The sequence below is a fragment of the Saccharopolyspora sp. ID03-671 genome, assembly GCF_045278815.1.
GTDB classification, from domain to species: Bacteria; Actinomycetota; Actinomycetes; order Mycobacteriales; family Pseudonocardiaceae; genus Saccharopolyspora; species Saccharopolyspora ipomoeae.
On record NZ_CP134054.1, the window covers coordinates 3,744,037 to 3,757,051 of the forward strand.

A 13,015-nucleotide genomic window follows, 5' to 3' on the forward strand; every position below is an offset into this window, starting at 1 on the left:
CCGGCAGTGCTCGAAGGCCGCCACCTCACCGGAGGTGGCGGCCTTCGTCGTCATGGGCCCGAGTGGGTCATGGGCCCGAGTGGTCATGGGCCCGAGTGGTCAGGGGCGCGGGATGGTGTCCAGCAGGGATTCCAGCGCGGCCCGGGAGGCTTCGGGCCCGAACTGGGCTTCGACGGCGGTCCGGCCCGAGGCGGCGAGACCGCTCCAGGTGTCGTCCTCGGTGAGGAGGCGGGTCACGGCGTCGGCGAGCCCCGCCTCGTCGTCGGCGACCAGCACGTCCTGACCCGGTTTGAGGTGCATGCCCTCCACCGCGACGCCGGTGCCCACGACCGGCACGCCCACCGCGAGGCTCTCCCCGACCTTGCCCTTCACGCCGGCGCCGAAGCGCAGCGGCGCGAGGGTGACCCGGGCGCGCGCGTAGTGCGGCTCCAGCGACTCGACCCAGCCGTGGACCTCCACGCCCGGACCGGCCAGCGCGGTGACCTCGTCGGTCGGGTTGCTGCCGATGACGTGCAGCACCGCGTCCGGGCACCGCTCCCGCACCAGCGGCATGATCTCGCGGGCGGCCCAGCGGGCGGCGTCGACGTTCGGCGGGTGGTCGAAGCTGCCGACGAACAGCACGTCGCGGCGGCCCTCGACGTGCACCGGGGTGTCGTCGATCTCGTGCACGTTGGACAGCACCCGCACGTCGGCGTCGGGCACCAGCTCGCCCAGCAGCGTCCGCTCGGCCTCGGAGACCACCAGCGTCACGTCGCAGGCGCGGGCGAGGCCCAGCTCCATCTGCTGCGACGCGAAGGCCTTGCGGCGCAGCGCCTCCGCGCGGGCCGTCTCGCCCTGGCGCTCGGCCAGCTCGGCCTCCCGCTCCAGGCGCAGGAAGTGCACGTCGACGGTGTCGTAGGCGATGACGGCCTGCGGCGCGCGGGTGCGCAGCTCCTCCACCAGGCTCCACGCGACCTGCGGCCGGGACAGCAGCGCCAGCGAGATCTCCGACCCGGCCTCGTGCAGGAACGCCTGCTGCAGCTCGGGCTGCGGCAGGACGGTCACGCCGATCTGCTGCAGGTCCTCGGTGTAGGGCTGCAGCGGCGCGTGGTTGCCGGGGAGGAACACCACCCGGTGGCCCAGCTCGACGAGCTGCCGCAGCACCCGGAAGATCCGCACCGACCCGGAGTCGAAGTCCGGGCGCGGCACCTGATGGTCCTTGACCAGCACGATCGACCCGTGATGACCGCGGCTGCCGCGCTGCCGGGCCAGCCACAGGTTGCGCGGCGAGGCCTCCGGCAGGTGCTCGGCGCGCAGCGTGTCGGCCCACTTCTCGACGAACACCTGGCGGTTGAGCTCCTGGTGCTTCTTCACCCCGGAGTTGAGGTCGGTGCCGTTCGAGACGCCTTCGTGGTGCACCACCACGGCTTTCGGCTGCACGACGGTGCGGTAGCCGGCGGCGCGGATCGCGAACGCCAGGTCGGTGTCCTCGTAGTAGGCGGGCGCGAACCGGGTGTCGAAGCCTCCGACCTGCCGGAACAGCTCCTCGCGCACCAGGATCGCCGCGCCCGAGCAGTAGTCGACGTCGCGGACGACGTTGAACTCCGCGCCGCTGCCGTCGGTCCCGCGCCCGTAGTTCCAGCCGGTGCCGTCGGCCCAGACGATGCCGCCGCACTCCTGCAACCGCCCGTCGGGGTAGACGAGCTTGGCGCCGACCAGCCCGATCCGCGGGTCCGAGGTGATCGTGTCCACCAGCACGTCCAGCCAGGACTCGGTGACCTCGGCGTCGTTGTTGAGGAAGAACAGGTACTCGCCGCGCGCGTGCTCGGCGCCGAGGTTGCAGGCACCGATGAACCCGAGGTTGCGCTCGGCGCGCACCAGCCGGACCCCCTCGCAGGCGGCGAGCTTCTCGGCGCTGTCGTCGGGCGAGGCGTCGTCGACGACGATCACCTCGAACGGCACCGACACCAGGTGCCCGCCCAGGAACCGCAGGCACTGCCGGGTGTAGGGCCACTTGCCGTGCACCGGGACGATCACGCTGACCAGCGGCTGATCGCTGGAGGGCACCGGCAGCGGCCCGGTCTCGACCTGCTCGGCGACCTCCGGGACGCCGGGCTTGCGGCCGAGCGCGATCTCGTAGGCGTCGCGGCGGGTGGTGCCGCGCGGGGCGACGCGCTCGACGACCTGGCGGTACTTGCTGACCGCGCGCTGCACCAGCGCCGAGTTCTGCGCGGCCAGCTCGGCGTTCTCGGCGGTGAGCCGCTCGGCGCGGCTCTCGGCGTCGGCGAGCTTGCCCTCCAGCCGGGCAGCGGTGTCGCGCAGCCACTCGACGCGTGCGGCGTCGCGCTGCGCCTGCAGGCCGCGCCGGCGCAGCTGCTCGCGGAGTTCGGCGAGCTCGGCGGCACCGGACTCGGCGCGCCGCTCCTCGCCGCGGCGCAGCTCCTCGAGACGTCCGATGGCGGCCTTGAGCTCGTCGGCCTCGCCGCGGCTGCGCTGGTAGAGCTCGTTGAGCTTGGCGACGTCGGCGACTGCCTCGTCGCGCTGCCCGACCAGCTCGGCGGTGTCGCCCGCGCGCGCCAGGGTCAGCTTCGCGTCGGTGAGCACGGCCGCCGCCGGGAGCGTGGGCAGGTGCTTGTCGGAGGCCACGCCCAGCAGGTAGGTGTGCGGCACGCCCCGGCTGACCGACCAGTCCCCCGCCTCGGTGCGCTCGATGGTCTGCAGCCGGACGCCCTCGATCGCGGTGTCGCGGTCGCCGGGATCGGCGGGCACCACCAGCGAGCCGACGGTGACGTTCTGCTTGAGCACCGCGACGTGCCGGAAGGACTCCTCCAGCATCGACTCGTACTCGCGCGCGGTGAGCTCCTTGACGTGGAACGGGTTGTCGTTGCCGTGCTCGTGGCTGTACACGGCGGTGTCGGGGGTGCTGGACAGGAACAGCCCGCCCTGCTTCATCCGCGACCGGACCAGCCGCAGCACCGCGGCGTGGTCGTCGACGTGCTCGATGGCCTCGAAGCACACCACGACGTCGAACGGCTTGGCGTCGGCGAGCAGGTCGGGGTCGGTGATGGAGCCGACCTCGAAGCTCACGTCCCGCCCGGCGTAGTTGTGCCGGGCGTGCTCCACGGTCCGCTCGTCGATGTCGACGCCGACGACCTCGGCTCCCTCGGCGGCCAGCAGCGCGGCGCCGTAGCCCTCGCCGCAGGCGAGGTCGAGGACCCGCTTGCCGCGCGCGAAGGGGGCCGCCAGCGCGTACCGGTGGTAGTGCTCGTAGACCACCTGCACGTCCTCGGTCCAGGGAACGCAGCGCTCCCCGGTCCAGTCGATCAGCCGCTCGTCCATCGGACCCCTTCACCCGTTCGCCTGCCTGGAACGCAGGCTAGCGCCTGGCGGGGCGGGACCGTCGCGGGTCGGGGAATTCCGGGGTTCAGCGGCGGAATCTCCGGCGGAGTCCCCGGGCGACGCGGAGCAGTTCGCGGACGAGCCTCGGCGGGCGTTCGGAGTCGAACCGGCGTTGCAGCTCGGCGTGGCGGTTCCGGAGCGCGGCGAGCTCCTCCTCGTGCCTGACGCGCAGCTCGTCGCAGCGGCGGCGCAGCCGCTCGGCCTCGGAGTGGCGCTCGGCGAGCAGCCGCACCTGCCGGTCGGCCTCGTCGGCGTGCGCGACGGCCTCGTGCTGCAGCGCGAGAACCCGCGTGTAGAGGGCGATCCGGTTGTTCTCCATCGCCTTCAGCAGCGCCGAGCTCGTGAAGGGGCGCAGGGCGTCGGAGAGGTCCTGGTCGGCGTCCTCGCGGAGGATCACGCCGAGCCCGAACACGGCGGGCACGATCTCCAGCTGCCGCCCGCCGTGCTCGGCGAGGGCGTCCTCGACGGCGGTGAGCACGCCGTTTCCCTCGCCGCCCGCGTGCTCGGCGGCGGTGAACTGGCCGAGGCCGACGAACCCGGCCGGGGTGACCTCGTCGTGCCAGACGGTCGGCCCGTCGGCGGTGCGCGGGTGGGTCTGCGCGGCGGGCAGCACGTGCGGCTCGTAGTACTGATCGCGTCGGGAGCAGGGCCAGAGCACGTCGTGCAGCGCGATCAGCGCGTCCGGGGCGTGGGTGAGGATCCAGTCCAGCTCGGCGCGCACGGTGGCGTAGTTGTGGTCGCCGTCGATGACGTAGAGGTCGGCGACCGGCAGCTGCGAGAGCACCTGCGGCGAGCGGCCTTCCACCAGGTGCAGCGCGTCGTTCCCGGCCATCGCCGCCCGCATCTCGTCCGAGGGGACGGGCTCGACGCAGTGCACGGCCTCGGCACCGAGCTCGGCGTAGCAGGCGCTGACCTGCCCGGTCTCCACGCCGATCTCGACGACGGTGCGGATCGAGCGCCGGTCGAAGAGCTCCGCGAACAGCTCGCGGAACAGCGCCATCGAGTGCAGCAGCAGCGGCTGGTTCCGGGCGTCGCGGGCCTGGGCGTGCGGGTCGTCCCTGGTCCCCAGACCGGTTTCGAGCACGCGGGTCATCGGATTCCTCCCATCTTGCGCAGCGCCAGCCGCGCGCCGCCCGCGGCGATGCCGCGCACGCCGCGCGTGCGCAGCTCCTCCCTGATGCGGCCGGTCAGCCGCGCCAGCTCCGGCGCCGGGGGCACCCGGTGGGCCAGGCCGGAGCGGGACTGCGGCAGGCTCGCGAAGGCGATGGTGATCTGCGCCGAGGTGATCGGCCCGCCGGCGCGCTGGGCCAGCGGCAGCCAGACGGCGCCGTGCGGTTCGTGGAACTCGACCATCGTCCCGCCGAGCCAGTCGCAGTCGGCGAACACCAGACCGGCGAAGTCCTCGGCCCGCTCCCAGCGGAGGGTGCGGGGCTCGGGGTCGCCGCGCACGTAGGCGGTGGCCTCGATCCAGTCGATGCGCACGATCGCGGGCTGCCCGGGTATCGCCAGCGAGACGTCCAGCGCACCCCGGGACTCGAAGGTCAGGCGGGCGAACGACAGGCCGTTGTGGTTGATCCGGACGCGGCGGCGCGACGCGTCGTGCCACTCGTCGTCCTCGGTGCGGAACCGCAGCCGCGTGCTCGGGCACTCGCCGGACCTCTCGAACACGGCCGGGTCGACGGCGCCGCTGTGCAGCGCGCTCACCGCGGCGCCGAGCTGCGGATCGGCGGCGGTGAGCAGCGCGGGCCAGAACGCGTCCCGCATGTGCAGGTCCTCCAGGTCGCCCGGCGACATGTACGGCACGGCGGGCAGCAGGTCGCGGGGCACGATGCCGGTGACCACCGAGGAACCGAAGTTGTCGTCGTGCCACCAGTTCCCGAACACCGATGCCTCGGCGGCGCTGGGCGCCTTGAGCGCAGCGGTGATGATCACCGCGAGCCGCTCCCGGTTCAGCGTCGGCCAGTCGCCGCCTGCGGCGCGCGCGTAGCGGTTCCAGGTGCGCTGGAAGCCGCGGACGCCGTCCTGGACCGCGCACCACTCCAGGTCCTGGGTCGGCGTGCTGTGGAACGGTCCCAGCACGGGTTCGCCGGACTCGGTGAAGTCGACCAGCGAGCCGAGCCGCGCGCTCACGCACTGCTCGACGACCTCGGGGCTGCGGACCAGCGCGTAGACGACGTCGTGCGGCCAGCCGCTCTGCCCCAGGTAGCCCTCGGCGGGCTGCCCGGCCAGCGACAACCGGCTGGAGCGGTGGTCGGTGGCCAGGTAGTGGCCGGAGGTGCGGACGTCGATGCCGTTGCGCCGCAGCACCCGGGACAGCTGGTACTGGATGGTGCCGCCCCAGCCCAGGTCGACCAGCACGATCTCCTCGCCGTCGAGCGCCCCGGCCGCGCGCAGCGACCGCAGCAGCCGGTCGCAGGCGGCGGTCACGGTGGCGGCCAGCCGGTTCCGCAGGTGCGGCGCCTCGGTCAGCGCCACGGTGACGCGCTCGCGGAGCTCCGGCTGGTCGAGCAGCATGTCGAGCTTGTCGGCCAGCGCCGGGACGTCGCCCGGGCGCAGGTGCAGCGAGGCGAGCAGCTGGGCGACGGTGAGCCGGTAGCTGCGGCCGATGAACTCGCCGACCGCGTCGGGGTCGTAGCTGTCCAGCGCGGCCAGCGAGGTGACCTGCCGGGACAGCCAGATCGGCTTCGCGGTGACGTCCCGGCCGCGCGCGGCGGCGGCCTCGTTGACCAGCTCGGCGAGCAGCTCGCCCTCCCGCATCGGGCACCAGACGACCCGCTGCCCCAGCTCGTGGGCGCGTTCGGCGACCCAGTCGGCGAAGCCGGTCAGCACCGGTCCGAGCACGCCCGCGCCGAAGCGCCACGCGACCTCCACCGCTTCGCCGGACTCGTCGGAGGCGGCGCGGACGGCCTTGGCGCGCAGCGTGGTCAGCCCGGCGTCGCCGTGCTCGGGGTGCAGGTGGCGGTCGGGCGGGCCGAAGGAGTCGGTCGACTCGCGCTCCCGGTCGAGGACCTCGGCGAAGTCGTCGTCGATGCGCTCGTGGTGCACGGTCCGGATGCCGAGCTTGGCGGGGACCTCGTCGTCGGCCACGGCGTTGTCGCCGACGTGCACGATCTGCTCGGGCCGGGTGCCCAGCTCCTGCAGCACGATCTCCCACAGCCCGGACGCCTTGTCCAGGCCGTGCTGGTGCGAGCGGAAGGTCTTGGCACCCAGCAGCGGGGCGAGGGCGGGCCGGTCCAGCAGGTGCGCGAGCTGGTCGGCGGTGAAGTAGGTGTCGGAGACCAGCACGATCGGCACCGCGTTGCGCTCGGCGGTGGCGATCACCTCGGCGATCTCCAGGTCGGGCACGGTGATCTCGCGCTCCAGCTCGACCTCGGCCCGCACCAGGTCGTCGAGGTCCCCGGGCCCGAGCACGTCGGTCGGCATCTCGCGCCAGATGTCGAACAGCGAGATCTCGCCGCAGGCCGACAGGCTGCGCTCGCGGGCCCGCTTCTCGGCGTCGATGCGCATCAGCCGGAAGGTGGCGTCGGTGACCCAGCCCGGGCAGCGGCCCTCGGCCCACAACCGCGCGCCCAGCATCGCGAACGCGTCGGTGGGCCGGGGCACGCGCCGCCACAGGACCGTGTCGAACACGTCCAGCGACAGCACGGCGCACGAGCCGTCGCTCACCAGCCTGTGCAGCTGCTCCAGCTCGGGTGCCCGGGTGGTTGGTTCGGTGGCCGCAGTTCGGTTCCGCACGTTCTCTCCCCAGCGTGCCGTGAAGCACATCGACAATGCGAGATCATCACTGCCGGAATGACCGTCCGGCATTTCCCCGACGACCGGAGAGTAGACCGGATCGATCGACTTGGACGTGTCCGGTTCGACTCCTGCACGCGAACCGGTGAATCATTTTCAAGGGATCGTTCACGCTGGTCATGATGATGTCGAAATCACTCGTCAGCAATTTTCCGGGAACGCTCGGAAGAATTTCTTTCACGAATTCCTTTCGGACGCTTAGCGCGATTAATGATCACTTTTCGGGCCCGGCGGGGCCCGGTGATCGCGCCCACCGCCCGCGGCGAAGATGAGGAGGTTCTCATCCCCGCTTCACCCGCGGTTGCCCGTGACAGGTCAGAGTGGACCCATGCGTTCCGTCCCCCGGGGAGTCCTGCTGCTCGCGGCCCTGGCACTGCCCATCGCCGCCGTGCTGGTCAGCTTCGCGCTGACCGGGGGCACGCGCGCGCCCGAGATCCCCGAGACCGTGCGGGTCGGCAGCACTCCCGGCCCCGGCCACCAGGAGCCGGGCTCCGACGTGCCGCTGCCGGTCGTCCCCGGGCCGTCCGAGGCCCCCGCACCGCCGGACGTGCACGCGCCGCCCCCGCCCGCCGAGCTGCCGCCACCGGCGCCCCACGACGACGACGCCGACGACGCGGACGACCATGACGACTGACCACCCGACCCGCCCGCTGACCAGCCTCGCCGGTCGACGCGGCACCCGGGTCCCGGCGCGCGCCCAGATCATGGGCTGGCTGCTGCTCGTGCTGGTCCTGGTGCTGCTCACGGTCATCGTGATCGTCCGCGAGTACCTGCACGACGAGGTCGACCGCAGGCTCACCAACTCCCTGGAGCAGGAGGCCAAGGAGTTCGTGGTCTTCGCCGAGCACGGCCGCGACCCGGTCAGCGGCCGGCTGCTCGCCGACCCCGCGACGCTGCTGCACAACTACCTCGGCCACCAGTACCCGGACACCGACGAGGCGCTGATCGGCGCGTGGCCGGCGGCCGGCGGGCTCGGCGTGCTCTCGCAGGAGCAGACCGAGCCGATCAAGGCGGTCGCGCACGACCGCGCGGTGCTGCAGCGGATCATCGACGCTCCCGCCGCGCACGGCGTCCTCGACACCGCCGCCGGGCCGGTGCACTGGGTGAAGGTGCGCGCCGAGACCGCCCAGGGCGGCAGCGCGTGGTTCGTGGTCGAGCGGCACACCGCCGCCGAGACCGCCGAGGTGGACCGCAGCGTGCGGGTGCTGCTGCTGGTCAGCGCGCTCGGCGTGGTGCTCGCCGCGCTGATCTCGTGGGTCGTCGCCGGGCTGATCCTGGCTCCGGTGCGCGCGGTCCGGCAGGCCGCCGCCGAGATCACCGAGCACGACCTGACCCGCCGCATCCCGGTCGAGGGGCGCGACGACATCGCCGCGCTGGCAGACCAGTTCAACGCGATGCTCGACCGGCTGGAGGACGCCTTCCGCATCCAGCGGCAGTTCGTCGACGACGCCGGGCACGAGCTGCGCACCCCGATCACCATCGTGCGCGGCAACCTGGAGCTGCTCGGCGTCGATCCCGCCGAGCGCGACGAGGTGGTCCGGCTGTGCACCGACGAGCTGGACCGGATGACCCGCATCGTCAACGACCTGCTGGTGCTGGCCAAGGCCGACCGGCCGGACTTCGTCTCCCCCGCCCCGATCTCGCTGGCCGAGCTGACCAGCGACATCGACGCCAAGGTGCGCACGCTGGGCGACCGGCGCTGGGTGCTGGCCGAGATGGGCGAGGGCGAGTTCGAGCTGGACGGCCAGCGGATCACCCAGGCGATGGTGCAGCTGGCGCAGAACGCCGTGCAGCACACCGAGGACGGGTCGACGATCCGGATCGGCTCGGCCGTCGGGGACGGCACCGTGGAGCTGTGGGTCAGCGACGAGGGACCGGGCATCGACCCGGCCGAGGTCGACTCGATCTTCGATCGGTTCACCCACGGCAGCGGCCGCAAGGGCGGCGCCGGGCTGGGCCTGGCGATCGTCCGGGCCATCGCCGACGCGCACCACGGCCGGGTGCTGGTGCGGTCAGCGCCCGGCCAGGGCGCGACCTTCCGGCTGGAACTGCCCGCGACGAGCGCGGAGGACGCGACATGAGCAAGGTCCTGATCGTCGAGGACGAGGAGCGCATCGCCGCGTTCATCGAGAAGGGCCTGCGGGCCAACGGTTTCACCACCACCGTCGTCACCGACGGCGACGCCGCGCTGCACCACCTGGTCGACGGCGAGTACGACCTGGCGGTGCTCGACCTGGGACTGCCCGGCAGGGACGGGTTCTCGGTGCTGCGCGACGTGCGCGCGAGGCGGGTCGCGCTTCCGGTGATCATCCTGACCGCGCGGGACACGGTGCACGACACCGTCGCCGGTCTGGAGGGCGGCGCGGACGACTACATGACCAAGCCGTTCCGGTTCGAGGAGCTGCTGGCCCGCATCCGGCTGCGGCTGCGCTCGGCGGAGCGCGCCGAGGAGGTCACGGTGCTGCGCGACGGCGAGCTGTCGCTGGACCTGCGGACCCGCCGCGCCCAGGTGCCGGACGGGACGGTGGACCTCACCGCCCGGGAGTTCGCGCTGCTGGAGCTGTTCCTGCGCCACCCCGGCCAGGTGCTCAGCCGCGAGCAGATCCTCTCGCACGTGTGGGGCTACGACTTCGATCCCGGTTCCAACGTCGTCGACGTCTACGTCCGGGCGCTGCGCCGCAAGATCGGCAACGGCCACATCGGCACCGTGCGGGGCATGGGCTACCGCCTCGGCGGCTGACCTCGCCTCCCCGCCGGTGCTCACGATTTCGATGGGGATCGGGTGTCCGACTTCCATTGAGATCGGGTTCCCGACTTCTGCTGAAATCCCACGCACCGGTGTCCCGGGCGGAGCGGGAGAGATGTGGGGCGAGTGCGTGCACAGCTGTGGATAAGTCTTTCCACAGCTGTGCACAACCACGCCTGAGCGGTTCGGTCATCGCTGGTCACACGCCTGTGGATAACTTTATCCACAAGCGTGTGGACAACTGGGGATGAAGAGCCTCTCACCGGAGGTTCACGGGAACCTCAGGGGTGCGCCCGAGAGTGGTTCTCGTGCAGGTCAAGAGCGTGGAAGCGGACCCGGTCGCCGGGTGGGGATGGGCCGTGGGGTTCACCCTCGCCGGCGTCGGCGTCTTCGGAGTGCTGGCGGTGCTCACCGTCCCGGCCCAGTCCCCGGAGGGATCGCTGAGCCGCGACGGCGTGCTGACGCTGGTCGTGTTCGGCGCGGCGATCATCGGCTGGACGAGAGCGCGGGTCGACGACACCTTCGTCGCGCTGCTGGCCGCCGCCGTGCTCGCGGTGCTGGGAGTGCTGGAGTCCGAGCGGCTGTTCGCCGCGCTCGGCGAGGACCAGATCTGGCTGCTGGTGGCCGCGTTCATGCTGGCCGCCGGCATCAACAGGACCGGACTGCCCGCGCGGATCGCGCTAGGACTGGCCGGGCGGGCGCGGACACCGCGGTCGCTGTGCCACCTGCTCGCGCTCGGCCTGGTCGGCACGGCGCTGCTCATCCCCAGCACCAGCGGCCGGGCCGCGATGGCGCTGCCGCTGCACCGCGCGCTCTCGTCCGCGCTGCCGGAACGGCTGGTCCGCACGACCGGACTGCTGGTTCCGGTGGTGATCCTGCTGTCCGCGATCGCCACCCTGACCGGTGCCGGAGCGCACCTGATCACCAGCCAGGTGCTGGCCGCCACCACCGGCGAGGGCATCGGGTTCGGCTGGTGGCTGCTGTGGGGACTGCCGTTCGCGCTGGTCAGCTCGCACCTGGCCGCCGAGCTCGTGCTGCGGACCGGCGGCGCGGACCGGCGGACCCCGCTGCGCGTCGACGTCGCCGCGCTGCGCGCCGAGCTGGAGGTGCCGGAGACGATGCGGCCCGCCGAGGTCCGGGCCGCCGCGCTGCTGGCCGTCGTGGTGCTGCTGTGGAGCACCGAGCCCTGGCACGGCCTGCCGCCCGCGCTGGTCGCGCTCGGCGCCGCGCTGCTGGTCGTCTCGCCGCGCTTCGGGACCGTCCCGATGAAGGCCGCGGTCGGCGAGATCCCCTGGTCGCTGCTGCTGTTCATGGCCGCGACCGGCGCGCTGGGCACCGCGCTCACCGATTCCGGCGCGGCGGAGTGGATCGCCGGGCACGCGCTGGTCGGCGACAGCCCGGTGACGCTGCTGGTCGCCGTCGTCGCGCTGAGCACCGCGCTGCACCTGCTGGTCACGTCCCGCTCGGCGCGCTCGGCGGTGCTGGTCCCGCTGCTGGTGCCCGCCGCGCTGGCGGTCGGCGCGAACCCGGTCGCGGTGGCGTTCGCCTCGACCGCGGCCGCCGGTTTTTGCCACACGCTGCCGTCCTCGGCCAAACCGCTCGCGCTGTTCGCCGACGAGTACGAACCCCGTGAACTGCGCCGCCTCGCCCTCGTCCTCGGACCGCTCACCGCCGCGCTGGTCCTGCTGTTCGCCCTGCTCATCTGGCCCGCACTGGGCCTGTCGCTCTAGGGGGTGCGTCAACCATGCGGCGGAGCCGCATTCTCTTCCACCACCCCGGCAACTGGCACCGCCGCGGGTTCTGAGCGCCTTCGTGGCGAGTACGCCGGGACGCCGCGTATTCCAATACTCAAGGAGCGGCGCACGGAGTCCACGAAGGCGCTCAGGTTCCGCCACCCGCACCGCCAAGCAACGCAATTCCAATCAATTTTCAATCCCTGGAGGGGACAAGATGTTTCGGATCGTGGTGGCTCCCAGCGGTTTCAAGGAATGCCTGGACGCCGAGCAGGTGGCCGATGCCATCCAGGCCGGCATCCGGCGCGTCATCCCGGGCAGCGTCGTCGACACCGTGCCGCTGATCGACGGCGGCGAGGGCTCGGCGAAGCTGATGGCCCGCGCGACCGGGGGTGCGCTGGTGCCGGTGACCGCGACCGGTCCGGTCGGCGATCCCGTCGAGGCGCACTTCGCGCTGCTCGACGACGACACCGCGTTCGTGGAGATGGCAGCGGCCGCCGGGCTGTCGCTGGTCCCGCCCGGAGCCCGCGATCCCGGCCGCACCACCAGCCGGGGCGTCGGCGAGCTGATCCGCGCGGCGCTGGACGCGGGCGCGCGGAGAATCGTCGTCGGCTGCGGCGACTCGGGCATCTGCGACGGCGGGGCGGGAGCGCTGCAGGCGCTGGGCGCGCGGATCTGCGACGACGAGGGCCGCGAGGTCGGCGCGGGCGGCGCGGAACTGCTGCGGGCGAGCCGCATCGACGTCTCCGGGCTCGACCGCCGGTTGTCCGAAGTGGACATGACGGTGGCGGTGAACCCGCGCAACGTGCTCTGCGGCCCGGACGGCGTCGCCCGCCGCTACGGCCCGCAGAAGGGCGCCTCGGCCGACGACGTGGAGCTGCTGTCCGCGGCGATGGACAACTGGGCCCGACTGCTCGACCCGAGCCTGGGCGAGTTACCGGGCGCCGGGGCCTCCGGCGGTCTGGCGGCCGGGCTCGCCGGAATCCTCGGCGCACGGCTGGAATCCCGCTTCGACGTGTTCCTCACCAGCACCGACCTGGAGCAGCGGCTGCGCACCGCCGACCTGGTGATCACCGCCGAGGGCGCCATCGACGCCTCCACCGCGCTCGGCAAGATCCCGACCGAGGTGGCGCGGCGGGCCAAGCGGCACGGCAAACCGGTGATCGCGCTGTGCGGCACCATCGGCCCGGGCGCCGACACCAGCTACGAGCACGGCATCGACGCGATCACCGGCATCCTCACCGGCCCGGTCGCGCTCCCCGACGCGATCACCAAGGCACCCCGGCTGATCACCGACGCCACCGCCCGCACCCTGCGAATGCTGCTGCTGGGGACAACCCTCCCGGCCGCGTGACCGAAGTGG

General features: G+C 72.8%; 8 protein-coding genes. 5 read left to right on the forward strand and 3 right to left on the reverse strand.

Features of this window, described 5'->3' with window-relative positions:
• Positions 1-99 precede the first annotated feature (99 nt).
• The 3 genes from REH65_RS17200 to REH65_RS17210 all read right to left on the reverse strand — a co-directional run bounded on the left by REH65_RS17200 (position 100) and on the right by REH65_RS17210 (position 7,113).
• Positions 100-3,318 carry a glycosyltransferase gene (locus tag REH65_RS17200; protein ID WP_406688311.1) on the reverse strand — a complete coding sequence of 1,073 codons (3,219 nt, stop codon included), beginning with the start codon at positions 3,316-3,318 and terminating at the stop codon, positions 100-102.
• Positions 3,319-3,403: 85 nt separating this feature from the next.
• Positions 3,404-4,471, reverse strand: coding sequence for a class I SAM-dependent methyltransferase (locus REH65_RS17205; protein ID WP_406688312.1), 1,068 nt, complete (start codon positions 4,469-4,471; stop codon positions 3,404-3,406).
• Positions 4,468-7,113 (reverse strand): HAD family hydrolase, encoded by a 2,646-nt coding sequence (locus tag REH65_RS17210; protein WP_406688313.1) that lies wholly within the window; start codon positions 7,111-7,113, stop codon positions 4,468-4,470. Before REH65_RS17210 ends, REH65_RS17205 begins: the two co-directional genes overlap by 4 nt.
• A gap of 388 nt (positions 7,114-7,501) precedes the next feature.
• Between REH65_RS17210 and REH65_RS17215 the strand changes: the two genes are divergently transcribed.
• From REH65_RS17215 to REH65_RS17235, 5 genes are all read left to right on the forward strand, one after another.
• Positions 7,502-7,807 carry a hypothetical protein gene (locus REH65_RS17215; RefSeq protein ID WP_406688314.1) on the forward strand — a complete coding sequence of 102 codons (306 nt, stop codon included), beginning with the start codon at positions 7,502-7,504 and terminating at the stop codon, positions 7,805-7,807.
• Complete coding sequence (locus REH65_RS17220; RefSeq protein WP_406688315.1) at positions 7,797-9,254, forward strand: sensor histidine kinase; 1,458 nt, start codon at positions 7,797-7,799, stop codon at positions 9,252-9,254. Before REH65_RS17215 ends, REH65_RS17220 begins: the two co-directional genes overlap by 11 nt.
• A complete protein-coding gene (locus tag REH65_RS17225) occupies positions 9,251-9,913 on the forward strand; it encodes a response regulator transcription factor (RefSeq protein ID WP_281458960.1) in 663 nt (220 codons plus the stop codon). The genes REH65_RS17220 and REH65_RS17225 overlap by 4 nt, the downstream gene beginning before the upstream one ends.
• A gap of 314 nt (positions 9,914-10,227) precedes the next feature.
• Positions 10,228-11,649 carry an SLC13 family permease gene (locus REH65_RS17230; protein ID WP_406688316.1) on the forward strand — a complete coding sequence of 474 codons (1,422 nt, stop codon included), beginning with the start codon at positions 10,228-10,230 and terminating at the stop codon, positions 11,647-11,649.
• Between the two features lie 220 nt (positions 11,650-11,869).
• Positions 11,870-13,006: a glycerate kinase gene (locus REH65_RS17235; RefSeq protein ID WP_406688317.1), complete on the forward strand. Its 1,137-nt coding sequence runs from the start codon at positions 11,870-11,872 to the stop codon at positions 13,004-13,006.
• Positions 13,007-13,015: the final 9 nt, after the last annotated feature.